The sequence below is a fragment of the Lysinibacillus sp. SGAir0095 genome (assembly GCF_005491425.1).
Lineage (GTDB): Bacteria > Bacillota > Bacilli > Bacillales_A > Planococcaceae > Ureibacillus.
Window position 1 is genome coordinate 2,740,404 of record NZ_CP028083.1, and the last position, 22,337, is coordinate 2,762,740.

The 22,337-nt window shown below is 35.5% G+C and carries 34 protein-coding genes, 1 tRNA gene and 1 pseudogene; 5 read left to right on the forward strand and 31 right to left on the reverse strand.

Translation table 11 applies throughout. The features are described 5' to 3' along the window. Nucleotides 1-203 precede the first annotated feature (203 nt). Both C1N55_RS13510 and C1N55_RS13515 read left to right on the forward strand, forming a co-directional pair. Nucleotides 204-977: a hypothetical protein gene (locus C1N55_RS13510; RefSeq protein WP_137729321.1), complete on the forward strand. Its 774-nt coding sequence runs from the start codon at nt 204-206 to the stop codon at nt 975-977. A 1-nt stretch (nt 978) separates the two neighbouring features. Next, complete coding sequence (locus C1N55_RS13515; protein WP_168193864.1) at nt 979-1,467, forward strand: Panacea domain-containing protein; 489 nt, start codon at nt 979-981, stop codon at nt 1,465-1,467. 56 nt (nt 1,468-1,523) lie between these two features. Here C1N55_RS13515 and C1N55_RS13520 read toward each other — a convergent pair whose 3' ends face one another. Further along, a complete protein-coding gene (locus tag C1N55_RS13520) occupies nt 1,524-1,931 on the reverse strand; it encodes a helix-turn-helix transcriptional regulator (protein ID WP_137729323.1) in 408 nt (135 codons plus the stop codon). A gap of 129 nt (nt 1,932-2,060) precedes the next feature. On the opposite strand from C1N55_RS13520, the gene C1N55_RS13525 reads away from it, so the two are divergent. Next, complete coding sequence (locus C1N55_RS13525) at nt 2,061-2,255, forward strand: hypothetical protein (RefSeq protein WP_137729324.1); 195 nt, start codon at nt 2,061-2,063, stop codon at nt 2,253-2,255. Between the two features lie 30 nt (nt 2,256-2,285). Here the strand turns inward: C1N55_RS13525 and C1N55_RS13530 are convergent, their stop codons facing one another. The 25 genes and pseudogenes from C1N55_RS13530 to C1N55_RS13650 form a co-directional block, all read right to left on the reverse strand. After that, nucleotides 2,286-2,492 carry a hypothetical protein gene (locus C1N55_RS13530; protein WP_137729325.1) on the reverse strand — a complete coding sequence of 69 codons (207 nt, stop codon included), beginning with the start codon at nt 2,490-2,492 and terminating at the stop codon, nt 2,286-2,288. Beyond that, nucleotides 2,493-3,008 (reverse strand): Holliday junction resolvase RecU, encoded by a 516-nt coding sequence (locus tag C1N55_RS13535; RefSeq protein WP_168193865.1) that lies wholly within the window; start codon nt 3,006-3,008, stop codon nt 2,493-2,495. 81 nt (nt 3,009-3,089) lie between these two features. Then, nucleotides 3,090-3,692 carry a DUF3310 domain-containing protein gene (locus tag C1N55_RS13540; protein ID WP_137729327.1) on the reverse strand — a complete coding sequence of 201 codons (603 nt, stop codon included), beginning with the start codon at nt 3,690-3,692 and terminating at the stop codon, nt 3,090-3,092. A 4-nt stretch (nt 3,693-3,696) separates the two neighbouring features. Then, nucleotides 3,697-4,275 carry a hypothetical protein gene (locus tag C1N55_RS13545; protein ID WP_137729328.1) on the reverse strand — a complete coding sequence of 193 codons (579 nt, stop codon included), beginning with the start codon at nt 4,273-4,275 and terminating at the stop codon, nt 3,697-3,699. A 29-nt stretch (nt 4,276-4,304) separates the two neighbouring features. Further along, complete coding sequence (locus tag C1N55_RS13550; RefSeq protein ID WP_137729329.1) at nt 4,305-4,586, reverse strand: hypothetical protein; 282 nt, start codon at nt 4,584-4,586, stop codon at nt 4,305-4,307. 176 nt (nt 4,587-4,762) lie between these two features. After that, on the reverse strand, nt 4,763-5,116 hold the full coding sequence (locus tag C1N55_RS13555; RefSeq protein ID WP_137729330.1) for a ComEA family DNA-binding protein: 354 nt from the start codon (nt 5,114-5,116) through the stop codon (nt 4,763-4,765). A gap of 13 nt (nt 5,117-5,129) precedes the next feature. After that, on the reverse strand, nt 5,130-5,324 hold the full coding sequence (locus C1N55_RS13560; RefSeq protein ID WP_137729331.1) for a hypothetical protein: 195 nt from the start codon (nt 5,322-5,324) through the stop codon (nt 5,130-5,132). Beyond that, the gene (locus tag C1N55_RS13565; RefSeq protein ID WP_137729332.1) at nt 5,324-5,569 is read right to left on the reverse strand and encodes a hypothetical protein; all 246 of its coding nucleotides are present in this window, start codon (nt 5,567-5,569) and stop codon (nt 5,324-5,326) included. Before C1N55_RS13565 ends, C1N55_RS13560 begins: the two co-directional genes overlap by 1 nt. Next, on the reverse strand, nt 5,569-6,174 hold the full coding sequence (locus tag C1N55_RS13570; RefSeq protein WP_137729333.1) for a dUTP diphosphatase: 606 nt from the start codon (nt 6,172-6,174) through the stop codon (nt 5,569-5,571). The genes C1N55_RS13565 and C1N55_RS13570 overlap by 1 nt, the downstream gene beginning before the upstream one ends. 15 nt (nt 6,175-6,189) lie before the next feature. Next, on the reverse strand, nt 6,190-6,729 hold the full coding sequence (ssb, locus tag C1N55_RS13575; protein WP_137729334.1) for a single-stranded DNA-binding protein: 540 nt from the start codon (nt 6,727-6,729) through the stop codon (nt 6,190-6,192). After that, nucleotides 6,726-7,115, reverse strand: a complete 390-nt coding sequence (locus tag C1N55_RS13580) for a YopX family protein (protein WP_137729335.1) — start codon at nt 7,113-7,115, stop codon at nt 6,726-6,728. The genes ssb and C1N55_RS13580 overlap by 4 nt, the downstream gene beginning before the upstream one ends. Beyond that, complete coding sequence (locus C1N55_RS13585) at nt 7,112-7,363, reverse strand: hypothetical protein (protein WP_137729336.1); 252 nt, start codon at nt 7,361-7,363, stop codon at nt 7,112-7,114. The genes C1N55_RS13580 and C1N55_RS13585 overlap by 4 nt, the downstream gene beginning before the upstream one ends. Beyond that, complete coding sequence (locus C1N55_RS13590; RefSeq protein ID WP_137729337.1) at nt 7,360-7,782, reverse strand: hypothetical protein; 423 nt, start codon at nt 7,780-7,782, stop codon at nt 7,360-7,362. Before C1N55_RS13590 ends, C1N55_RS13585 begins: the two co-directional genes overlap by 4 nt. A 147-nt stretch (nt 7,783-7,929) precedes the next feature. After that, a complete protein-coding gene (locus C1N55_RS13595; protein WP_137729338.1) occupies nt 7,930-8,127 on the reverse strand; it encodes a hypothetical protein in 198 nt (65 codons plus the stop codon). Beyond that, the gene (locus tag C1N55_RS13600) at nt 8,124-8,501 is read right to left on the reverse strand and encodes a hypothetical protein (RefSeq protein WP_137729339.1); all 378 of its coding nucleotides are present in this window, start codon (nt 8,499-8,501) and stop codon (nt 8,124-8,126) included. The genes C1N55_RS13595 and C1N55_RS13600 overlap by 4 nt, the downstream gene beginning before the upstream one ends. Nucleotides 8,502-8,546: 45 nt before the next feature. Next, nucleotides 8,547-9,374 (reverse strand): DnaA ATPase domain-containing protein, encoded by an 828-nt coding sequence (locus C1N55_RS13605; RefSeq protein WP_168193866.1) that lies wholly within the window; start codon nt 9,372-9,374, stop codon nt 8,547-8,549. A 64-nt stretch (nt 9,375-9,438) separates the two neighbouring features. Then, a pseudogene (locus C1N55_RS13610) lies at nt 9,439-10,197 on the reverse strand (phage replisome organizer N-terminal domain-containing protein); the annotation flags it as partial. A 19-nt stretch (nt 10,198-10,216) separates the two neighbouring features. After that, a complete protein-coding gene (locus C1N55_RS13615; RefSeq protein WP_137729342.1) occupies nt 10,217-10,918 on the reverse strand; it encodes an MBL fold metallo-hydrolase in 702 nt (233 codons plus the stop codon). Continuing rightward, nucleotides 10,918-11,844 carry a RecT family recombinase gene (locus C1N55_RS13620; protein WP_137729343.1) on the reverse strand — a complete coding sequence of 309 codons (927 nt, stop codon included), beginning with the start codon at nt 11,842-11,844 and terminating at the stop codon, nt 10,918-10,920. Before C1N55_RS13620 ends, C1N55_RS13615 begins: the two co-directional genes overlap by 1 nt. Nucleotide 11,845: 1 nt before the next feature. Beyond that, entirely contained in the window at nt 11,846-13,870 is a 2,025-nt protein-coding gene (locus tag C1N55_RS13625; protein WP_137729344.1) for a coiled-coil domain-containing protein, read from the reverse strand. Between the two features lie 116 nt (nt 13,871-13,986). Beyond that, on the reverse strand, nt 13,987-14,262 hold the full coding sequence (locus C1N55_RS13630; RefSeq protein WP_137729345.1) for an AbrB/MazE/SpoVT family DNA-binding domain-containing protein: 276 nt from the start codon (nt 14,260-14,262) through the stop codon (nt 13,987-13,989). Beyond that, the gene (locus C1N55_RS13635) at nt 14,259-14,876 is read right to left on the reverse strand and encodes a hypothetical protein (protein ID WP_137729346.1); all 618 of its coding nucleotides are present in this window, start codon (nt 14,874-14,876) and stop codon (nt 14,259-14,261) included. The genes C1N55_RS13630 and C1N55_RS13635 overlap by 4 nt, the downstream gene beginning before the upstream one ends. Before the next feature lie 37 nt (nt 14,877-14,913). Further along, nucleotides 14,914-15,165, reverse strand: a complete 252-nt coding sequence (locus tag C1N55_RS13640) for a hypothetical protein (protein ID WP_137729347.1) — start codon at nt 15,163-15,165, stop codon at nt 14,914-14,916. Continuing rightward, nucleotides 15,162-15,935 carry a phage antirepressor gene (locus tag C1N55_RS13645; protein WP_137729348.1) on the reverse strand — a complete coding sequence of 258 codons (774 nt, stop codon included), beginning with the start codon at nt 15,933-15,935 and terminating at the stop codon, nt 15,162-15,164. Before C1N55_RS13645 ends, C1N55_RS13640 begins: the two co-directional genes overlap by 4 nt. A 142-nt stretch (nt 15,936-16,077) precedes the next feature. Then, nucleotides 16,078-16,401: a DUF771 domain-containing protein gene (locus C1N55_RS13650; protein ID WP_137729349.1), complete on the reverse strand. Its 324-nt coding sequence runs from the start codon at nt 16,399-16,401 to the stop codon at nt 16,078-16,080. A 545-nt stretch (nt 16,402-16,946) separates the two neighbouring features. On the opposite strand from C1N55_RS13650, the gene C1N55_RS13660 reads away from it, so the two are divergent. Together C1N55_RS13660 and C1N55_RS13665 are read left to right on the forward strand one after the other, a co-directional pair. Then, on the forward strand, nt 16,947-17,705 hold the full coding sequence (locus C1N55_RS13660) for a LexA family protein (protein ID WP_240758300.1): 759 nt from the start codon (nt 16,947-16,949) through the stop codon (nt 17,703-17,705). A 57-nt stretch (nt 17,706-17,762) separates the two neighbouring features. Beyond that, complete coding sequence (locus C1N55_RS13665; protein WP_137729351.1) at nt 17,763-18,884, forward strand: site-specific integrase; 1,122 nt, start codon at nt 17,763-17,765, stop codon at nt 18,882-18,884. A 145-nt stretch (nt 18,885-19,029) separates the two neighbouring features. Here C1N55_RS13665 and C1N55_RS13670 read toward each other — a convergent pair. The 5 genes from C1N55_RS13670 to racE form a co-directional block, all read right to left on the reverse strand. Then, nucleotides 19,030-19,103 (reverse strand) — tRNA-Arg (locus tag C1N55_RS13670). Between the two features lie 124 nt (nt 19,104-19,227). Then, a complete protein-coding gene (locus tag C1N55_RS13675) occupies nt 19,228-19,734 on the reverse strand; it encodes a metallophosphoesterase (protein ID WP_137729352.1) in 507 nt (168 codons plus the stop codon). A 204-nt stretch (nt 19,735-19,938) separates the two neighbouring features. Next, nucleotides 19,939-20,532: an XTP/dITP diphosphatase gene (locus C1N55_RS13680; RefSeq protein ID WP_137729353.1), complete on the reverse strand. Its 594-nt coding sequence runs from the start codon at nt 20,530-20,532 to the stop codon at nt 19,939-19,941. Next, nucleotides 20,532-21,290 (reverse strand): ribonuclease PH, encoded by a 759-nt coding sequence (rph, locus tag C1N55_RS13685; RefSeq protein WP_137729354.1) that lies wholly within the window; start codon nt 21,288-21,290, stop codon nt 20,532-20,534. Before rph ends, C1N55_RS13680 begins: the two co-directional genes overlap by 1 nt. Nucleotides 21,291-21,541: 251 nt before the next feature. Then, nucleotides 21,542-22,336 carry a glutamate racemase gene (gene racE / locus C1N55_RS13690; RefSeq protein WP_137729355.1) on the reverse strand — a complete coding sequence of 265 codons (795 nt, stop codon included), beginning with the start codon at nt 22,334-22,336 and terminating at the stop codon, nt 21,542-21,544. Between the last annotated feature and the right edge of the window lies 1 nt (nt 22,337).

The following is a 22,337-nucleotide window of genomic DNA, read 5'->3' on the forward strand; positions in this document are numbered from 1 at the left end:
CCTTTTGTTGAAGAAAATTTTGGTAAGACCGAATTATTTACCGCTCCGTCCTTCCTCACAGTATAAAGGAAAAAACCATCATCTTCTAACTTTGTACCTTATGTAACTATTGGCACAAACAAGCTTAATTGTAACAATTTTAGCCAAAATCCCTTAAAATATTGTATAATATGGAAAAACAATACTTAATTTAGGGGAACTATATGAAATTTCTAAAAATCCATGCAAATATTTTAAAAAATTGGAAAGAAACTTGGGGAAGTTTAATAGTTTTGTTAATCCCATTGCTTTACACTATTGAGTATACAAAAGATATAATAATCAAATTTACGTATCACTGGGTAGTTGGTTTATTGTTGTTTCTAGCTGGTTGGATTCAAACTAATTATCATTTTGAAAGTAAACAAAAGTTAAGAAGTGATATATCTTCATTGGAAAATGCAAACGGTATGTTAAAATCGAATCTAGAATCCATACCTGATAATATGACCAAAACATTTTTTAAACATTTCGGATTAGGGAATAAAGATAGGGTAACTACTTACAGGGTAGATGAAAATGAATTCTTCATTCAAGTTGGTAGATACTCGGATAATCCTATTTTTAAAAAAGGTGGCCGAGGAAAATATCCTATAAATGAAGGTTTTATTGGTGAATGTTGGGTAAATGAAGAAGTTAAAGTGACTAACTTACCTGATTTCGATAAAAACCCCGATAGATATTATGATGAAATTGCAAAAAAATGCACAATTGAAAAAGCTGTAGTGAATAAAATAAAAATGAAAAGCAGAAGTTTTTATTGTAAAAGACTCTCTTTTAACGGTGAAGAACCTATTGCTGTAATTGTCATCGAATCCTGCAGCCGAACGTTTAGTGTTGATATGGATGAATTTGCAGGTTTTCTTGATGGGCCGTTCGGAAAATCATTGGTTGATACAATCAAGAATAACTTACCCATCGGAAAGGATGAGCGTTAAAATGGTTAAAATAAAACATATTGTTAGGTACTTTGTTAAAAATTATCCATATGAAAATGAACTATCTAAGACCAGGATTACAAAAATGGTTTATCTAGCTGATTGGTATTCTGCCCTTAAACACGGCCACCAACTTACAGATATTAAATGGTTTTTTGATCATTACGGTCCATATGTTTCCGATGTATTTAATGCTGTGGCTGAAGATAGACACCTTACTATAAAACATGATTATAATGCTTTCGGAAACCCTAAAGATGTTGTAGCTCTAAAAAAGTCACATCATGTATTTGATTCGCCTCCAATAAGAATAGATAATCATTACAAAGTTGTTTTAGATGAAGTTATAGAAGATACCCAACAACTAAATTGGAATGAATTTATTGATTATGTTTATTCGTCGTATCCCATAAAGTCCTCTATTAGATATCACTATCTAGATTTAGTGAATTTAGGTAGAGAATGTAAAGATAAAGGACTAAATTTTTAGGTGAATTTAAAGACTATTTATGTTTATCATAAATAGTCTTTATCTATTTTATATTGTTATAACATTTTATCAAGTATACGATCTCTAACACGTTGAACACTGGTATGACTCATGTTTAATGTTGAACCAATCCAACGCAACGATTTCCCTTCTAAAATCCAAAACAGCACTTCAGTTTCCTTTGAGTCCGTAATTTTTTTCGCGCGTCGCTGTACTTCTGCTATTTTAATAATATAATCATTAATTTTTCTCATATGATTTGAACGTCTTGTCATCTCGGAGAATACAACATCGCTTGTACCGCCACTGGCTTTTGGCATTGTTGCTTCAATTCCGTACTGAGCAGTCTTTGCACCCTTTATAGGCAGTTCATTTCGAATTTCTTCAACTGTATTTATCATCCATCGATAATCTTTTATCCATTGATCTAATGTGTGTTTATTAATCGATTGTTCTTTTCCCATTCTATTTCCCTCCGATGGTATAATCGATTGCGAATATATTCTAAAAATGCTGCGCCATAGCTACAGCTTTTTTCGCGCCTATTCTACCATTTTCTGTTATAATTTGTAGAAAAAGAGAGTAGGTGAAATATGAATTTAACTGAATTTTTCTTTCCAGAATTGATTAAGGCATTGCTAGTAGTATCTCCTCTAATCATTCTCGGTGTAATTGTAGGATTAGCCTTTAACTTTGCTAGAGATTTGTTAGAAGCTTTTCTATCATCGTCAGTAGGAAAAGTATTCATTGCAGTAGCAATCTTAGTTTTCGCAATCAAGGTCTGGTAGGGATTTCCCTATCAGTCACTTGTAAGAAAACTAACTTACTTCTTCTTCATTCCTCTCCCGAACTGTCGCATTAAAAACCTCACCTATTTTCAATAGTTGTTCATAGATAGCACAACCCTCACAAGGTTCATTAGACTTTCCATTTCTGTCTTCACAAATCTCCTTACAATGCAGCTCCCACAACAACTTTTGTCGATTACAAGCTAAAATACGTTTTGGCTTATCGATGGCCCCCATTTAAATCGCCTCCAGATAGTGCAATGTATAACCGTCCTTCGATTTAATCTCTTGGCCACAGCTCTCAAATTCTTCATATGCTATAGACTTTCTTCCACCTTTTTCAGCACGTTCAAAAGCCCATTTAAGACTGGCAAAAGGAAGATAGAAGTATTTGTCGTATTTAGCGAAATAGACAATTAGGAAAGCAACTGCACCCTTTTCTGACCAAGATTTAAGCAAGTTGTATTGATGATTCTCTATATTTTGTAGAGGAAATCTTGTATCCTTTGTTTCTTTTGCATCAAAGATCAATGAAACTCCTTTATAAATCCCTAAGTAATCAACCAGGTGACCCTTAGTACGTACTCCTTCCACCTTAGAACCTGTCACTTTCATGATTTTTACTGGAGTAGGTAACTTTTGAATATCTGCGATCCCTGCGTTTCGATATTTAGTATTAGCCATCTCTAAAATTCTTTCTAAGTACATCCCTCGATTTGCATAAGACCGGTTTTTGAAGTTTGAATGTCTCACGGTACCCTCCAATCCCCTTACACATAAGATAGTAGTAAGATAATTATGTGTAAGGGTACCCATTTTATTTATTTAATTCCGCTATCTATCTGGACGTTTATTGTGCATTTCTATTAACTTATTAATTTCAGCTTGTGCCTTTTCCAAATCTCGAAGATTGTAACCTTCTTTTTTACCGTAGCGAGCTAGATATTTAATGGCATCAATCCTGTGAAAGCCCAATACTTCTTCCCAACTGAAGTTTTCGTCTGCAAACATCCACACGTCAATATTACCTGTATGATAATGTGCAGAACCAGGTCTTTCAGGTACTTCCTCTAAAACTACTAATTGCTTTTCTTGATCTGCTGCAACAACAATGGGAAGAGTCTCCGTTTTGATTACAGATTTAACTTCAGTTACTTTTTCTGACTTTCGAGCATTTATCAAACCATGTTTTTTCTTCCACTCATAAAATTTGGGTGAATGCATGTTGTATTCACTCATGATTAATGAATCGCTTTTACCTTTCGCTTTTAATTCACGGTAGGCTTCTACAGTTAAAACCATCTTCTTTTCTGATTCGGGTTTCTTCTCATCTTTTTTCTTAGTAATCGTAATACCAAGTTCTGCACGTAATTCATCAATTTCTTCCTGACTACCTCCATTATTTACTAGGTGTTCAAGTTGATAGAGTTTGTTCATGATATTAAGCCCCTTTTCGTGCTTTATAATATAAAAATCGAATGCGTCTTTCGATTGATTTTCCTGTACGTCCCATTGTAGAGCCAATTTGTTTGTATGTTTTTCCTTTAACTAACAAATGATTTAACGTAGCATCTTCTACTTGTGACCACGGTTTGTTGTGCCTATGAGTTGTGTTAATAACTTGTTGATTAATTTTATCTGATAACCAATTTGGTTCTGGAATCAACACGCCTCTTTGAATTTTTCGAAAATCTATGTGTTGACGATCTTTCGCCCATTTCCAAAAGTTTTCAGCTTTAATAAAATACATTTCTTTTTTAGTTAATATTATTTTCTTGTAAGGTAATCCTCTTTTTAACCAACGTCTTACTGTTCTGTGGTCCACTCCAGTTGCAACAGCTAATTGATTTGCAGTAAAAGCACCTGTTGCAATAGTTGCACCGCCTAAATTCATACGTTCCGATTTAGTAAGTACTGCACCATAAGTTCGGTTTAAATGCTTTGAGATATCACTTATCGATTTATTACCCCAATGTTTTTCGATAAATTCGAGTTCTTCTTCAGACCAACGTTTCCCCATGGTTACTCCTTTCACTTTTCTTCAAACTGTTAACTAACTATTTTCCTCTTCTTTAGGTCGTAGTTCACTTTGCGAATCTCTTTACTTGTTACACCACTTTGGTAAAGTCGACCACCTGTTTTACTTTCTAAGAAGATAACAATATAGGGATTATCTTTTGTGAAAGACCTATCTTCACAATAACTAACTTTAAGTACAAATCCTTTCTTCATTGAACGGTTAATGTAAGGTGCTTTACCCTCTACTAGCTGCACAAAGTCACCTTTTTTCAACTCTGTACCTTCACAATCATACATTTTCACTTCTTTCACTCACACTCACCCTTTCTTACTCTCTTACTTCATGTTTTCGTCGAATTGTTCACTAAGAAAGTCTCCAAGTCCAATACTTACGATTGTCAGAAACTTCTTCTCTCCACTTAGCTTTCTTGATAGCCCTATGCCTTTTTGATTTCAAATTACTCACCTCAATTACTACGCAATATCGTTCAACTACTCAATACGCATAACCCATTAATCTGAATCTCGTGTTCTTTAAAATTAATCCGATCAATACGAGTAATTACATGCTTCTTTTGATTCCAGATAATTTCCGTTCCAGGATGAAAATATTTTTGATACACATTTTTCCTTACTGATATCGAAAATTTGATTACTTCGAATTCCTCTTGAGCTTTTAAGTGTTCTAAAATTCTACGATAAATTTTAGGACCAATTCCTTTGACTGCTTGAAGATGTTCTAGAACATCAGCATGGCCTAGTTTTCTGATTTTCCGGTTTTCAAATTTTTTACCATCCTCATAACCTTTTTGATAGAAACGTTCGAGTTTTATATTTTTCATCAGCACTCATCCCTCACTCATCCAATGAAATCATTCGCAACCGATTTGGACCATTACCACAACGTTTTTCATAAATGGGGTAAGTCATCCATTTCAAGAAATCAACTGACTTACCGGTTTCCCTATGAATCTCACGAATCGTTCCTTCTGTAATGAATTGATCACCTTTATACAAAGCATAGATTCGTTTATGCCACGGTATTTTCATTACACTGCCACTTTCCCAATGCTATAAATCCCCTCTACATTTACAACAACATTGCCGAGGGTTGAGATAACTAAGTTATGCTGCTCTTGATCACATCGGTAAATATGTTTCTTTACATCGCCTTTTACCGTCATTTTTTGATATTCGTACTCCTGGTCTTCTAAGCGAATTTTGTTTGTAACTGTATTAAACTGATCATAAATTTCGTTAATTGAATCAAAGTTATTAATAGCTGTAGGTTTCATTAGTAACCACTCTCCTGTCGTTCGTGATTGATTTTGTTTTTATCATAATAGGCTTGTTCGATTTGTTCCCAAGTGAAACCAAGTAATTTACCTAATAAATAAAATTCCTCAAACAATTCTCTCCAGTAAGAACCAGCTATCCATGGGTAATCACTTAAATCAGCAATTGCTACATGCACTGTTAAAAATTGTTTTGCTATATCTTTTTCATCTGATGCGAGTTCGTCCCAATCAAATTCTACTTCTAAATCAAGTTCAATCCCGATACTCAAGATAAAATGCAAGCAGTCAACGTATTCTTCAAGTAACGGATTTTTAACCCGAAAGGCATTAAATTGCCCATTTTCTATCAGCAATCTTGGGTCGTATTTTGATTCCACACACTTGCCAAGCCCGTCAACCCAAGTGAATAACATCGTCCTTGGCTCCTGTTCCTTACTCCACTTCTTAAACCCACGCCATTCGTTAGCGCACTCCCCCAGCTCAACTTGTAAAGCTAACAATTTCCAATCAAGGTTCGATTCATTCTGCCCTATTTCTGGATGCTCGTTCAAAATGTGTTCGTCCAATATTGCTTGTGCTTCAAATAATTTTTGTAAATTCACTAGTATATCCCCTCTCTAAAATGGCAAGTCATCTTCTGTTACTTGTATTGGTCCTTTATTCGATGCAAACGGATCCTCATCAACTCTCGTGTAATTTTGCTGGCTATACTGTGCACTTTGACCGTTATTTTGTTGATTATAACCACCATGTTGCCCCATATTTTGCGTATTTGGTTGTGATTGATAATTTGTATTAGGTTGATAGTTTGGAGCCGAATTTGAACCATCTGAATTGTTAGAGCGTGGTTCTAAGAATTGAATTGCATCAGCAACCACATCAGTTGTATATACCCTTTTCCCATCCTGACCTTCAAAGCTCCCAGTTTGAATACGACCTTCTACACCTATCAAACTACCTTTCTTCATAAAGTTTGCTAGATTCTCAGCCTGTTTTCTCCAGGCTAAGCAACCTATGAAGTCAGCTTCTGGTTGTCCTTCTTGTTTAAATGTTCGATTAACAGCAACTGTAAATCTTGTCATTGGTACTCCAGATGGTGTGTAGCGTAGTTCTGGATCTTTTGTAAGTCTTCCTACAAGTACGACTCTGTTGATCATGTTGTTTCCTCCAATAGTTCCAAATTCTCAAAAATGTTGCCGATTACTTCTGCATAATGACGCATACGAAACGCTAGATATCCACCCTCATTTTCGTCTGTGTATTTTGAAAAAACCAATTCCATTGATTCTGGGTAATAGCGAACAATATATTTTCCATTCCAACATGGTTCCCTTTCATTCCTATCAAATGGATGCTCTGATACCTCCACGATATCACCCTCATAAATCTCACGACCGTTTTTGTCTTTTAAGCCTGTGTATTGTAAAAACACCAAGTGTTCGTGGGTAATGAAGGCTGACATTGACATTCCAGCATTTGATTCTTCCCATCGAATATATTTTTTCTTAAGAGTGTCATAAAAATTGAACTTAATTTCTCTCACCCTACTTCCTCCTTCCCTTTTCTCTTATCCCAAACTTCAAGCACTCTATATCCTTGCTTTTTCAACACCTTAAACTCAGGATGCATGGTTGGAACGATTGCTGTTACATAGCAGCGATTTTCAAATCCACTCATAGTAGCGAACGTATTATATTTGTTGTAATCGTTTCTTGGCTTTTGAACCACCTGTACCTTAGTAGTCTTCTTTCGTTGTCCAGGGATATCAAGTGGAATCCCATTCTTTGTCATTTGCATAGAGCCACCAACTTTCTAGCAGACTCAAAGTCTCTTTTATCAAGAGCTTGATCTATCAAATTTCGAATGTTAAAGTTTTCAAGTTCTGTAATTAGATTTTGTTGCATGCCTAAGTAGTCTTCGATTTCAACTTTCATCAGTAATTTAAATGTTTCATTTTCTAGAAGTTTTCTCGATTCAAACCAAAAGTTTCTAATAAAAATCCCTGCATGATTTAACATTTTCCAATGCTTTTCATGAGAAGACAGTTCTATCCGTGTTCCATCTAAGGAGCAGGAGATTCTTACAACCTCCTCATTGCTAAACTTATGGTCGTATTCATTTGCCATCACCAATGCTTTCTCATGAAACGTGATTACAAAACTTGATTCTATTTTTTCTATACCTGATACATTCGCTTTTACTAACTTCATGCAACATCACTCCCTTATTGATTTGCTGCAAGTTTAATCGCTAATGTTTTGTGAAGTGTTTTGTAATCAAGTAGGTGTAGCGATCTCCCGTCGACATCATTGACTCCTAGCTTAAATAATTGACTAATGACAAATTCTCTTTTGAAATTATCTTGTAGGCTCGACATCCTTTTCACCCTTCGCAATAAAATAATTGCAAGCTTCTTCTATGGTGCAAAACTTCTTAAGTTGTTGTAGCTTGTACATCAATTTTTCAAATGATTGTTTGAACTGTTCTCCACCAAATTTGTGATAGTTGAATGCATTGAGCGTTAGTTGGTTAATGATGAATTCTTCTTCGTTCATAATTCACTTACCAAACTAAGAGCGTGCCGTGCTTTTGATCCATAATCCATGGTTATTAGACTACAAATATCATCATCCTGAGGGAAGTAAACTTTGCCATCTGCATAAAACTCAAGTGCTTCATGCATCTGTTTCTTTTCTCGAATTGAAGCTTGTAGTGCGAGTCTTAGTTCATCCATAAGTTGAAGATGCTTTTCTGTTTCTTCAAGATTTTTTTGTTTTTCTATCTGGAACATTTCGATAGAGGCTTGAAGTAATTGGTTTTGTTTGCTTAATTCATTGTTTTCGTACTCATATTCACGTAATTTCTTTTTCGCAAATACCATCTTCAGATTAAGGCTGGCAAGTGTCGTTTTTTGATTGTAATGCCCCACTATTCATTCGCTCCTTTATTTCGATATTAGGAGTTTTCATTTCCTTTACTCCCCTAACACTTTTCGTAAACGGTGATTCAATCGCATATCTTTACTAATTGTTTTTGTGTAATCACTCGCCATTTCAATCATTCGAGAAGCTGCTGCTTCATCGAATAATTCCATAAGACCTAAAGGAGATATTTCTGTGCTGATTAACATTGGCTTAGCATTTAAATAACGGTAATTAGTGACTTCTGCAATGATGTCACCTTGCCACTTGTGTACCGATACTTTTTCTCCTATAGGCTTAAACAGATCATCTATAAAAAGCACTTCTACCTGGCACATCTTATTAACGATTTCATCCTTTTTCTCAAACTTATTAGCAGCTATTTCTCGCATTCCATCTTGGTAAGGGAAATATGCGACTGGAACTATCTTCTCTCGCATCAAACCATTAGATATGGCCATTAAAAGATGAGTTTTCCCACAGCCAGGTTGTCCACTAAACATAATGCTGTTTTGCTCTGAATCCTTTATAGATTCAAATGCTCTATAGTAATCGATTGCGATTTGTCTCATCTCAGCAATAACATTTGGTTTACCTTCTAAACTAAAGTTCTTAAAACCTCGGTCCTTAAATTTGTCAGTAATCGCACTAGCCTTAACAATCCGTTGAACACGTTTTATTTCTAAGCAACTGCAATCTACCCAAAATTCTGTATCACGTTGTAAATTGTAAGGACCGTGTAGACCTTGTACTGTCTCTCCCTTAAGTTTCTTATGAAGATAACCGCCCTCATCTTTGCATTTTGAACAGATATATTGGGATTCATCGACTTGAGAAGTTATTAAGTTTGTCTCTGATGTCTTGTGGGATCGTGCTTTCATTTCTTGCAAAATCCCCTCTAGGCGATTGCTGATGTTTTGCATTCATTTTCACCTGCCAATCATTGTAGCTACGTATACCATCCTCGTTTCTCCAGTTATCAAGAATCCCTAGAACATAAGAGAACGTTTTACCCTTTCCTACTGCTGCTTTAATAGCTTCTAATATTAATTTAGGTTCATAGAATTCAAGTGCTTCATTCATTTTTATTAAATCTTGAGGTTTGGGTTCTCGGATGGATTTACGAAACGTATCTTGAATTAATAAGAAATTCATATCAATGAGTGGAGACTGCCCAGACGACAGACCGACAAGTACTTCTTTCTCTGTCTTTGTCTCTTTCTCTAACTCTATCTCTGTCTCTATCTCTGTCTCTGGTGGAAGTTCGTCCGACATTTGTCCGTTTTCGTTTGGACATTTGTCCGACGTTTGTCCGATTAAGGTTTTCTCCTTTTCAATTGCCATTCGAGCCTTCTTTTTACGCTCAGCCTCAGTTGAAGCTTTCCCGATGAAGAGTTGAATGTCATTCATATAAATGGCACCATTATCTAAAACTTCAATTAATCCCAAGTCTTTGAAGATAGTAAGGGCTTTTTCGACAGTTCCTACTTGATGTCTAGTTATAGTAGCGATCATTTGCGCATTGTAAGGAATAGTGTCCTTAAACATTAGTCGTCCTTCATTTTTTAAACTCTTTAAATACAATTTGATTAATATATTTGAATACAGAATGCCATCAGGTAATGACTCCAACATGACCAATTCTTCACTCTCGAAAAAGTTTTCTTTTAACCGCATGTAATAGTATTTCTTGTTGTCTGCCATTGCCCCACCCTCCTTAAAGCTACGGTATATAAATCATTTTTCCGGTTGACTTTGCCACTTCACTTCGTATCCGTTCTTCATTGCTATTGCTATCACTTAAATGCAACAGCCATATTTCTTGCACTTTGGTTAAGTCGTTTGATTTAAAGAAGTCTAGTAAGTTCTCTAAACTGAAATGTGACTTCATAACTCGTTTTCGCATTGCTGGATATACATAGCCATTTAACACATTGTTATCTAATGTTTGTTGATCGTAGTTACACTCAATCATCAAATGTGTTAATCCAGTAAACTTGTATTTGATGTAATACGTATCAGTTGCGAATAACAGCTTTGCCCCTGTTTCACTTTGCAACAGGAATCCAAGTGGTTCTGAAACATCATGCTGCACATCGAACGGAAGTATGGTCCAGGTTCCTACTTTGAACTGTTTCTTACTTTCAACTGCCTTTATTCGATGATTTTCAATTGTTAGAGCCTCTTTAGTACCTTTTGACATATAAACATTCAACCCACGCTTTATAACGGATTCTAAGCCTTTACAGTGGTCTTTATGTTCGTGTGTAACTAAGACTCCTTTTAGCTTACTAGTTTCGAAATTTAAGCCTTTCTGAATGTCCTTAAAGCCTATTCCACATTCGAGGAGTAACTGGGTACTACCATCACTAATGTGATAGCAGTTCCCTTTACTTCCTGTTGCGAGAGTTTTAATTTCTACCATTAGAAATCTGGTCCTTGAGTTGTTGATTCAAAGATAGTTTGTTGTTGATTTTCGCCTTTATAAATCTCACCTGAGTTTGAATCAATGATTTCGTCTCCTACATAAACCTGTTTTGATTCCTCAACGATGTCGATGACTTCTTTATTTGCATGTTGCTTTATTTCTTCTGTAACTTCTCGATCTGGAGTAATATCTTTTCTTGTTGGTTCGAATTCATTTTCTGTAGTACGATTAACTGACTCAATTAACAAATCACTATCATCTGATGTGTTGATGAATGTTTTTGAAGCACGGTTGATAACAGTACGCTTTGCCATTTCTTGAGGATATTTATTTTGTACTGATTGATTCTTTGAAGTTGACCAAGCTGTTGAGATTTCGGCCATTGTCATTACTGTTAAAAACTGTGCTCCATCCTCTCTTTCGATAATGCAATAAGCTCCCTCGATGTCTTCTTTCTTACCAGTAGCAGCTTTCCAATCAACCTTATGAGAACGAAAAGCGAGTTGACCTTTTTCGTTGTATTCAACTTCAAATTCCTCGCCTTTCCAAATTACATTGGCCCATACGTCCTTAATGCCACTCATGCGCTTTAAAACCGCTTGTGTACCATGGTAAGAACGTAAGAATTGTAATTTGTCTCCGTATGGCACGAAATAGCCTTGGTTTTTAGCAACTGATAATGCTTGAATCGCCATGTCTTGTAATGCAAAGGCTACCGATTCTTTCGTTACTTTATCGATTAGAGCTGTTTTACTTCCAAAATCCACTTCGGTTAGTTTGAAATAAGCTGCTTGCACTGCATTTACTACTGAATAATTATCCGGAATATTTATTTGGTTATTATCAACCATTTCTTTTACTCGGTTTGCTACGCTTACAACTAATTGATTTTGTTCTTTACGATTTGCTACTTCATTTGCCATCTTAGATAGCCTCCTTAAGTTTTAATGGATTTATTTCAACTCTTAATTCTTGATCTTTCTCCGACACTACTAAACTAATAAGTTGAGAATTTGTATCGATAAACTTGGTTACAGCTTCAGCATTATCTATAAATATTGGAGCAGTTAAACCATAGTGCTCTGACAAAGTATTAATGATGTCTAAACCGACATTTATCTTAGCTGCATTATTTAACCCTGAACCGTATGGAACTCCGTTAAATAAAGTCTCACATGTCTCAGCTAGCCCACCGTTTATTTGAGTATCAAAAAGCTTGAAACGAGCATATTTGAATTTAGAGTTTATACGTTCATTCAGCATGTCGACCTTAGTACGAATGAATTCTTCAATTAAGAATGATTGATGCTCTAGTTTTTCGTACTCTTCTGCTAACTGTTGTTGTTGTTCTTCAAGCTCGGCCACTCTCTTTTGGTTAGCTTTGATGTTTGCGAATTGAGCTAATTGAGTATTTAATTCACTTTGTTTCCCTTCAAGATCTCGAATATTCACATTTATATCGTCCATGGCTTCTAAAGCGTGGTTTTGTAAGCTATCAATCTCAGCCTTTATTCCTTCTATTTGATTACTAATAGTTTGATATTCGGGAGATTGAGTAACATCTGGAACACTGTTCTGAGCTATTTCAAGTTGTTCTTTAGCCTTTTCCAGTTCCTTTTGCTTTTGTTCGATTACTTCCTTGATAGAATCACTTGTCGTATTAAAGCTGAATACTTCGTTATTTAAATCGTTATGAGCACTTAATAACTTTGCTTTTTCTTCTTTATGTCTGTTGCCAACTTCACTGATGTTCTTTAACTTAATAGATTTTTCTTCGTTAAATCGCGCGATTGCTTCATCACGAGCTTGTTGCACCTGCTCAATTGGTAAGGATTGTTTACAAGTTGGACATTCACAATTATCTTCATAGGTGAATTGTAGTGAGTTAATTTCTGTCCATTCAGCACGTAATCTAGCCATCTCATTTTCTAAATTATTTATTTGTCCAGTAAATGAGCTCATTTCTCTTTCTTTCATCTGAACAAGGTTTGTATTTTGAGTTAACTTACTTTGCACAATCTGGAGGTTCCCTTGGCACTCTTGTAAACGAGCTTGAAGCTTGTACACTTCTTGTTTGCTCTCAGATTCAAATGAGCGTTTTAGATCAGTTAATTGCATTTGTAGTTCTTGAAGTTGTTTTTTCATTTCCAGAACAGCAGCGCCATTTTTAATATTTAACTTTTGAGTTTTTAGTTCATCCATTTCAGTTTCTAATTGAGTCACTTGCGAATTTATTGCTTCAACATCCACTGTTAACTCCGGTGTCATTTTGTTAATTTCATCAATACGAACCGGTATTTTTTCAAGTTCATCATTGATGTGTTTTTTACGACTTGCGATGATTTTCTTCATATCTTCAATGGACTTGCCAGAAAGGAAATCATTTAGCTTCGCTAGCTCTTTCTTCGAGTTGATAACATCCTCGTCTGATACATCACCCGCGATTTCTAAGAGCAATGATCTACGTTTCTTCCAATCTAGTTGCTCATTAAAGTACGTTGGGCTTGTTAGAAGTTTGAAAACATCTTCATCAATGATTCCAGCAACTTTCGCTGTATATTCTTTTTTGTTAATTGGTACACCATCGACTTCGTAATCTGTTGTGTGTCCAGTAAAGTCAGCAGTTGCAGAACCACGCTTTTTCGTCCATTTTTCTTTATATACTTTTTTAAATGAAGTTTTTACACTTTCTATCAGGAACACGCCTTCAACCGTGTGCTCAAGATTATGCATTTCTTCTCCAGCTGCAGATAATGTCTTAATTGCAAAATCCTTTTTGTTTTGTGAATCTTTATCAAACAGCAACCAAATAAATGAATCAAAGAGTGTCGTTTTGCCTTTAGCGTTATCTCCAAAGACTTTAACGTTTTCTCCGTTCGCTTCTAATTTGAAAGATTTAATACCCTTAAAATTAGTTAGTTCTAATGAAAGTAACTGTACTTGTTTCATTTACTTGCCCTCCTGTGATATAATTTTGAAAAATGATTTTGATAAAGTAGTCGTAAGCTATGCCAGTAGCTTGCGATTTTTTTGTTGTATAAGAACCTCTGCTTAAAGTTCTTCCTTTATTTAATTTCATTTTGCAAGGCACTTAAGAGCGTTTTTGCGCCAGTTTCACTTAGAATTAACTTCCCATCTAGTAACTTCATATTAGATTCGGAGACTTCACCAGTTACGGCACAAGCCATGTTAGGTTGGTATTTCTTAAGAATGATTTTGTCTCCCTCTACAAAAATTTCTAACGGATCTTTTTCGTTAATGTTTAAAACTCTGCGTAGTTCTTTAGGAATTACCACGCGCCCTAACTCATCTACTTTTCTTACAATGCCTGTTGATTTCATGAAATGTTCCCTTCCTTCCTTAATAAGTCCCAATTATTTTTGAATTTCTCATACACTCTTGAACTTCTTGTGATTGTCACCATGTTCATGTTTTCCGCTAGAAAATCCGAAGGCATGACATAAAATGTATCTTCCTTAGAACCGATGCAAACAAATATTATAAAATCACAAGTCTTTGAAAATACTTTCTTCGTTCGGCCGCTCGGCAGCACAATTCTTTCATCACTTTCAATGCATTGTCGTTTAGCCTGTTCTGATAAAGAAAATCGATAACGCTTGTCCACCTTATTGATGTTTGACGATTTAATTTCGATACGAATAAAATCATCAACCAACAAATCAAAAGAGCTTAATTTGTTTTTTAAGTTCAAATCTTTAACCTTGAAACCTAATGAACGCAAGATTTTAATTGCCTTCAATTCACCGATTCTTCCAGCACCAATTCGAGTATTAATTCCTAACGTTCTTCTAGCTTTTGTTATATAGGTACGATCAATTTCTAAAAACTCAGCTATCTCTCTATCAGTTTTGTTCAACTGAGAATATAAATACTTAAGATTCTTTTCGTTCAACAATTCCTGAGCTGAAACAGTTGTTTTTTGTTCTCCAGTCATTTTTCATCCCTTCTTTCAAACTTAAACTTTTAATCTCTTAACCTAGAAAAAAACGTTTAATCTCTTTAGTAATTCGTTTCAAAAATGAATTCTTTTCAAATTTTTCAGTTATTTCTAGTTTGCAATTTGTTAAATTACGCATACTTTCAATTGATTTTTGTGCGTCTTGCAATGACCGTATGGCTCCTTCCCAATTCTCACATTCCGCAAAGACTCTTGCGTACGTAAGCATGTCCTCATAACACGCTTTTTCACGATGAATTTCATTATTTACCTTGGAGATATTCATGCACTTTCGTCATCCTTAAGAAATTTATTGATGAAATATACTTGTCCCTTCCCAGTTACTTTTGGCGTTTTACTTATCGAAATGTGACCATCTGAATGAGTAATAGATGTTTCTTTAATTTCAAATAAGTTCAACTCCATACTGTATTGGGTCGGCATGTTATAGTCCGTACCTTTTCGCTTGATTAGATAGCCATTATCTCTAAGCCATTCAAACAACCGTTTAGGCCCAATATTGAAGCCATTTTGTTTTATTATTTTCGCTAGTTCACCTACTAAAATTGTTGTTTTACTAGCTGCTACGGAATCTGCAAATATCACTTTTGGTTTCTGTTCTTCCAAAACTAATTCAGTTGCTTTTCGTTTTTCACGTTCCTCTTTCAATTGAGTAGCAATATGGATAATAGTGTCTGGATCAGTAAGCACTTTTTCTATTGTGTCAGGTGTCATGTATGCGCCGTGTTTTCGGATTGAAGGTAAAACTTCACTAGTTACCCATCGTTTGAATCTTTTTGCAGATTCTAATTTCGATGAGAGGATTAAACTGTAGAGACCTGATTCGTTTATTACTATCACTTCTCTCCTCTGACCTGATAGAACGATTCGTTCTGTCAGCTTGTCCTCGTCATCAACATGATCACGAATTGCTTTAGGTGTATTTTGATAACCAAGAATACAAGCAATTTCTTTACCCACGAAAAATGGTTGATTGTTAATTTCTAAAACTCTTATATTGTTACTTTCAAAATTGAATGTTTGTATTTCTTTCATAAAATCCCCCCTTAACTTTCAAATTATTTTTAAATGATTAATAGACTCGGACTAAAAGAAAATTGTAAACACATTTGCTGCAATTAATACGAAAGCGACGACAAATGCAATGTAATCTGATGTTTCATACTTACTCATTAAGTCAACCCTTTCCAAAAATCATGTGAAAGTTATCATCCAAAAACTTAGCCATTTTAGAAGCTTGGAACACCCATTTTTCACCCGATTTTGTCGGATAGTAGACGAATCCGCCGTTAACAACATCCAACTGCTTCTTAAATTTGGTTGGAAAAAGAATATTCTCCTTAACCCATTCGTGTTTTTTACCAGTTCTTTGTTCTAGATCTTTCATTGTCCAATACAGACCTTTAATAGATTTTTCCTTCATCTCTTCAAGTTCAACTTTTTTAATCAAAACCATATCTTTAGGAATTGGAATGGTTAAATTTACTTCTAAATTTTGCATATCTATCCTCCTTTCAATTCAAATCATTAACTACAGTAAACGATTTAAGAAAAAAAAATAAATTGTTCAAACGGTATCTTGTTTGATTTGCAATATTTATACAATTTACCTAAGAAAATAATTCCTGCTTGCGAATCAGAATTTATTATTCTATGAAGTTGCGAAACTTCAACATTCAAAGCTCTAGCAAACTGTCTATATTTTCCTTCGAACTGCCTATTCATTAATTCTATTAATTTACTTTTATTCAAATACATTCCTACTTCACCTCCAATTTCCAAAATCATTTACTATAATGAACACTTTACAACACACCATTAACTACAGTCAACAGTTAAGTGTTTATTTTTATAAACATTAATTTTGGTCAACGTTGATTGCAGTCAACGATATAAGTTATAATATAAATTGGAGAGGAGGTTTTTAAGATTTTTGATAGAAAAAAGTTTGCTGAGTTACTAGAGTTAGCCCAAGGCAAAAGATCATTAAATGAGTATGCAAGAAACAGTGGCGTCTCAGCTGCCTATATTTCTAAACTGAAGAATATGGCAAATCACACTGCACCTAGTCCAGTTATCATAAGAAAGTTAGCTGAAAATGCAGACTCCGTAACATACACCGATATGATGAGAGCAGCAGGTCATCTTGCTCCTTTAGAAGAAAAAGTAAAAAGACGTGCAAAGGTAAATTATCTTCTAAAACACTCAAATAAATTTTACCGTATCGATGACGAAGGAAATAAAGTTAAAGAATATGAAGTAGATTACGACTTGTTAACAGAAGATGAAAAGGAAGAATTAGATTTACTTATTAATAATTCTACTGAAGAAGAATTTTGGGAATTACTACAATCTTTAGGTGATGTTGAAGAGCTTGTCACACTTTTAGAAACAGAAGAAGAAGCAAATTCATTAAATAATTTTGTTAAGATTCCCGTCCTTGGAACGATAGCTTGTGGAGATCCCATATTAGCCGAGGAAAATATTGAAAGTTACCGTTTCGAATATCCAGATAATCTACCTAATGGGAACCTATTCTTCCTTAAAACAAAAGGTGATAGCATGGAACCAACAATTCCTGACAATTGCCATGTGTTAATTAAAGTTCAAGAAGAAGTAGAGAATGGACAAATAGCTGCAGTGAGATTTGTCGGGGAAAATGAAGTAACTTTGAAACGAGTAAAAAAACAAGGTAATATCATCTTACTAATTCCTGATAATCCTAAGTATGAAGCGATAATCGTAACTGAAGATAATCCGGTATCCATAATTGGAAAAGCAGTAAGATATACCGTTGATTTATAAAAGATTGGAGCAGACAATTAAGTCGGCTCTTTTCTATTATTTCTGGGAGGAATCAACATGGCAAGTATCACGAAAAGAGGCAGTACCTATCAATATACAGTTAGTCGATATGTAGAAGGAAAACCTAAGCATATTAGAAAAGGTGGATTCAGAACAAAGAAAGAAGCAGTTGAAGCCGCAAAAGAAGTCGAGTATTTACTAGCGAAAGGTAATGAGGTTAAAATACAGGAAATTTCGTTTAGTGATTATTTCGAAAAGTGGGTTGATCTATATAAACAAGGTAAACATAAAAATACTTTAGCTCGTTATCAAAATTCCGTAGAGCGAGTGAAAGAATATTTTAAAGATCTTCCCATTCAAAAAATCAATCGTAATCTATACCAAGAGTTTTTAAATCAATACGGTAGAGGTAAATCAAAAGAAACCGTTCGTAAACTAAATACACATATTCGTTCCTGCGTTAAAGATTCAATTGAAGATGGATATATTACGGTAGATTTCACAAGGAAAGCAGAATTTATTGCTACCAAAAGTGCAAAAAAAGCTGCAGAAAAACATTTGAACTATATGGACAGTTTCCGTTTATATCGTACTTTAAAATCTAAATTAGATGACTCGAATACAAATACCTTGTACTTAATCTTATTGGCTTTAGTTTCAGGTATGCGTTATGGAGAACTAGTTGGACTTACTATTGATAAATTTAATTTTAAAAACAATACAATAAAAGTTGAACGCTCTTTTGATTATAAAGAAGGTATAGGTAAGAATGGAGATGGATTTGACGATTTGAAAAATCAACAATCCGAAAGGATAATTGCTATAGATCCATCTGTTATGAAGGAATTTCATAGGTTATTTGAGGACTCCCCTAGACATCCACAAGATTTGGTATTCTATCGACCATCGAAAGTAAAAGTGTTAAGTAATGAAGGTGCAAACAAGGTATTAAAGAAATTGTTAACAGACCTAAATATCGATTCAATCACAATGCATGGATTGAGACACACTCACGCGAGTATTTTACTTTATAAAGGTTTAAGTATTCACTCAGTTTCTAAACGTTTAGGTCACGCAGATATTCAGACCACACTAGATCATTATGCACATGTATTAAAAGAAATGGAAAAACGAGATGAAAAATTGGCAATGGATTTATTCAGCAAAGCTAGTGTGTAATGTGTAATTCTTGTGTAACACTGCACAAAATTCAATCGAATTTAATCGAACACTAAAAAATAAAAAAAACGCTCTAAACCCAATAATATAAAGGATTCAGAGCGCATTCTTTTTAACTTATTCTTACTAAAAATAATTATATATACGTCCCAGGAGGGATTCGAACCCCCGACCGTACGCTTAGAAGGCGTATGCTCTATCCGGCTGAGCTACTGAGACATTGGACAATCAAGTTAGCAAATAACCTGAAAGACAATTATTATTATAGGCTTTAATAATGAAAATGTCAACGGTATTTGTTAAATAATATTTTATTTCCTTATAAATTTTTCCGAATTTAGAATTACTCGGTGAATTCATAAGTATTTGTAAACATTTTTTCACCTTTATCAGTATATGCTGTGACATTCCAAGTATTCTTCGAACGTTCTACAATTACATAACTTTTTTCAGTAATGCCAAGTGGTTTCAGCAGGCTTCCCGGATTCACAAATAATATGTTATCCACCAGTTCTGCGCCCAATACGTGGGAATGTCCGAAAAAGGCGATATTTGCCTCTATTTCTTTTGACCGATAAAGTAAATTCATGATTGTCGATTTTACATTGAGCAAATGCCCATGAGCCACAAATACTTTTATCCCTCCTATTTCAAACACTTGCTCATCCGGGAATCGTTCATCTCGGTCGCAATTGCCGCGGACTTTCCAAACATCTTCTAAAAAAGGATGATCAAAAGAAAGTTCACTATCTCCACAATGAATAATGGCATCTACATCCTGATTCGCTTCACGTACTCGCTTAATAACCTCTGCATCGCCGTGGGTATCACTTATTACTAAAAATCTCACTACATACACCTCCAATTTTAAAGCAGTCCAGTATCTTTAAGAAAATTGGCATTTTTTCCGAGTTCCCCATAGTTACTGGACTGGTTAATTTCATTTTATTGGACAGAATTTATAATTTATCGGACACTTTGTTAAAACTGATAAACTCAATCTACCAATTGCCTTCAATAGCCCAAAACTCATGTGCAATGTTAGCCTTACAATTTACTGCATTAAATTTGGCAGCTCTTCAGCCAGCTTACGTATTGCATTCCCACGGTGAGAAATAGCACCTTTTTCTTCAGGTGTTAGTTCGGCCATAGCACGATTCAACTGTGGGACGAAGAAGATTGGATCATATCCAAATCCGTTTGTTCCGCGTTTTTCATGTAAAATAACGCCTTCACACGTTCCAAATACAGTATGAGTCTCCATGCCTGGACCCGCAATAGCTAAGGCACAGCAGAAACGCGCCGTACGTTCCGGTTCAGGAACGCCCGCCAATTTCTCTAGGACTTTTACGATGTTTGCTTCATCATCATGATCACCTGCATAACGGGCAGAATATACACCTGGTTCGCCGCCTAAGGCATCCACAGCTAGTCCACTATCATCTGCAATGACTAAACTAGCTAGCTTGTGAGAAAGGGTTTCTGCCTTTAAAATTGCGTTTTCTTTAAAAGTCTTGCCTGTTTCTTCAATTTCCATATCCGGAGCTACTTCAAACATCGTCACCACTTCGTAGCCTAATGGAGAAAAAAGGGCTTCGAAATCTTTCGCTTTGCCTTTATTTTTCGTTGCGATTACAACTTGTTTCATTATGCTTCCTCCTGTTCATTTTGGATAAAAGTAGCAGCCTCGCCCAATGCTGATTTTTGAATTGCGATTAATTCACGGATTCCCTTTTCTGCTAGATCTAATAACTCGTTTAGTTCACTGCGTGAGAATGTTGCTTCTTCGCCTGTTCCTTGGATTTCAACAAAGCGTCCGCTACCAGTCATTACTAGGTTCATATCAACCGCTGCAGCAGAATCTTCAATGTAGTTCAAGTCTAATACAGCACCAATTTCATCGACAAAGCCTACACTTGTTGCTGCTAAATAATCCACGATTGGAAATTTTGCAAAAGGTTTTACCTCATGAATTTTCGCTAGTGCTTGGGTTAAAGCCACAAATGCCCCTGTAATAGAAGCTGTACGAGTGCCACCATCTGCTTGAATTACATCACAATCAATCCAGATTGTTTTTTCCCCTAGCGCCTCTAAATCGACGATTGCACGTAATGCTCGTCCGATTAAGCGTTGAATTTCCATTGTCCGTCCGTTTATTTTTCCACGAGAGGAATCACGTTGTGTGCGTTCTGCCGTTGCCCTTGGAAGCATAGAATATTCAGCAGTAATCCAGCCTTTGCCTTGTCCACGCAGGAAGCCAGGAACACGATCATCTACAGTTGCAGTACAAATAACCTTTGTATCACCTACCTGAATGAGTACAGAGCCTTCTGGATGCATTAAATAATTTGTTTCAATTGCGACTTGTCGTAATTGCTCGACACCTCGTCCATCATGTCTTGTCATATATATCCTCCTCGTTGTTTCGCGCTACCCATCTTACCATAATTTATCACTATTTTCGAGTGCTGTACCAGGACTTCGAACTATTCGGAATTTTTCGCGTACCAGGTCCCTGTAAAATTCAGAATTGTTTGTGTACCTGGTACACAAACAATTCAAACACAAAAAAACTCAAAAGCAAGGGTCGCCTGCTTTTGAGCTCGATGAAGTTTGCATATCAGATTTAATTTTCAAAAAGAGATCCCAATGAAAAGCTATAATTTTAAGCGTCGTATATCTAATTCCTTGGACTCCAACCAATTGTTTGCGATCATTTGAAAAATTGGTACTGAACCAGTTGTAAAGAATACATGGTGTGGTTTGCTTTTCGAAGTTGAAAGCTCATGGTTATATTCCAGCAAGTCCTTCACTTCTTTAGCTGTTTCCTCTGCTGATGAGAGTACGGATACATGCGGTCCTACAACTTCTTCAATATGGTGCTGAATAATTGGATAATGAGTACATCCTAAAATTACTGTATCAAACTTTTTGTCAGCTAGCGGCTTTAATCCTTTTGATATTAAGTCGAATGCAAACTTGCCCTCATATTCACCACTTTCTACAAGTGGCACAAAAGTAGGACACGCAAGAGGAATTATTTTCGCCTTCGTACTTAAAGAAAGTAGAGCATTTTCATATGCTCCACTTTTTATTGTACCTTCAGTTGCAAGTACGACGATCTCATTACGTTTTGTTTTTTTCTCTGCAGCACGCGCTCCTGCATTAATCACACCGACAACCGGAATGGATAAATGCTTCTGCAGGCTTTCTAACGCAACGGCAGTTGCTGTATTGCATGCCACTACGAGCATTTTAATCTTCATCTTTTCTAATGCTTTAGCCATTTGCCATGTAAACTGTAATACTTCGCGTCTGTTACGCGGTCCATACGGACATCTTGCTGTATCACCAATATAGTAAATGGTTTCATTTGGTAATAATTTCATCATTTGCTTTGCAACTGTTAAGCCGCCAACGCCTGAATCAATAACGCCTATCGGGGCATTCACA

Coding starts and splice junctions, on each gene's coding strand:
- C1N55_RS13510 (WP_137729321.1), top strand. CDS start 204: ATGAAATTTCTAAAAATCCATGCAAATATTTTAAAAAATTGGAAAGAA.
- C1N55_RS13565 (WP_137729332.1), bottom strand. CDS start 5,569: ATGAAACCTACAGCTATTAATAACTTTGATTCAATTAACGAAATTTAT.
- C1N55_RS13555 (WP_137729330.1), bottom strand. CDS start 5,116: ATGAAAAATATAAAACTCGAACGTTTCTATCAAAAAGGTTATGAGGAT.
- C1N55_RS13515 (WP_168193864.1), top strand. CDS start 979: ATGGTTAAAATAAAACATATTGTTAGGTACTTTGTTAAAAATTATCCA.
- C1N55_RS13545 (WP_137729328.1), bottom strand. CDS start 4,275: ATGGGGAAACGTTGGTCTGAAGAAGAACTCGAATTTATCGAAAAACAT.
- C1N55_RS13590 (WP_137729337.1), bottom strand. CDS start 7,782: ATGAAGTTAGTAAAAGCGAATGTATCAGGTATAGAAAAAATAGAATCA.
- C1N55_RS13540 (WP_137729327.1), bottom strand. CDS start 3,692: ATGAACAAACTCTATCAACTTGAACACCTAGTAAATAATGGAGGTAGT.
- C1N55_RS13650 (WP_137729349.1), bottom strand. CDS start 16,401: ATGCAAAATTTAGAAGTAAATTTAACCATTCCAATTCCTAAAGATATG.
- C1N55_RS13665 (WP_137729351.1), top strand. CDS start 17,763: ATGGCAAGTATCACGAAAAGAGGCAGTACCTATCAATATACAGTTAGT.
- C1N55_RS13635 (WP_137729346.1), bottom strand. CDS start 14,876: ATGACTGGAGAACAAAAAACAACTGTTTCAGCTCAGGAATTGTTGAAC.
- ssb (WP_137729334.1), bottom strand. CDS start 6,729: ATGATCAACAGAGTCGTACTTGTAGGAAGACTTACAAAAGATCCAGAA.
- C1N55_RS13680 (WP_137729353.1), bottom strand. CDS start 20,532: ATGAAACAAGTTGTAATCGCAACGAAAAATAAAGGCAAAGCGAAAGAT.
- C1N55_RS13560 (WP_137729331.1), bottom strand. CDS start 5,324: ATGAAAATACCGTGGCATAAACGAATCTATGCTTTGTATAAAGGTGAT.
- C1N55_RS13605 (WP_168193866.1), bottom strand. CDS start 9,374: ATGAAAGCACGATCCCACAAGACATCAGAGACAAACTTAATAACTTCT.
- C1N55_RS13645 (WP_137729348.1), bottom strand. CDS start 15,935: ATGAAAGAAATACAAACATTCAATTTTGAAAGTAACAATATAAGAGTT.
- C1N55_RS13585 (WP_137729336.1), bottom strand. CDS start 7,363: ATGACAAAGAATGGGATTCCACTTGATATCCCTGGACAACGAAAGAAG.
- C1N55_RS13660 (WP_240758300.1), top strand. CDS start 16,947: ATGGCAAATCACACTGCACCTAGTCCAGTTATCATAAGAAAGTTAGCT.
- C1N55_RS13630 (WP_137729345.1), bottom strand. CDS start 14,262: ATGAAATCAACAGGCATTGTAAGAAAAGTAGATGAGTTAGGGCGCGTG.
- C1N55_RS13595 (WP_137729338.1), bottom strand. CDS start 8,127: ATGAACGAAGAAGAATTCATCATTAACCAACTAACGCTCAATGCATTC.
- rph (WP_137729354.1), bottom strand. CDS start 21,290: ATGACAAGACATGATGGACGAGGTGTCGAGCAATTACGACAAGTCGCA.
- C1N55_RS13520 (WP_137729323.1), bottom strand. CDS start 1,931: ATGGGAAAAGAACAATCGATTAATAAACACACATTAGATCAATGGATA.
- C1N55_RS13625 (WP_137729344.1), bottom strand. CDS start 13,870: ATGAAACAAGTACAGTTACTTTCATTAGAACTAACTAATTTTAAGGGT.
- C1N55_RS13525 (WP_137729324.1), top strand. CDS start 2,061: ATGAATTTAACTGAATTTTTCTTTCCAGAATTGATTAAGGCATTGCTA.
- C1N55_RS13640 (WP_137729347.1), bottom strand. CDS start 15,165: ATGAATATCTCCAAGGTAAATAATGAAATTCATCGTGAAAAAGCGTGT.
- C1N55_RS13530 (WP_137729325.1), bottom strand. CDS start 2,492: ATGGGGGCCATCGATAAGCCAAAACGTATTTTAGCTTGTAATCGACAA.
- C1N55_RS13615 (WP_137729342.1), bottom strand. CDS start 10,918: ATGGTAGAAATTAAAACTCTCGCAACAGGAAGTAAAGGGAACTGCTAT.
- C1N55_RS13620 (WP_137729343.1), bottom strand. CDS start 11,844: ATGGCAAATGAAGTAGCAAATCGTAAAGAACAAAATCAATTAGTTGTA.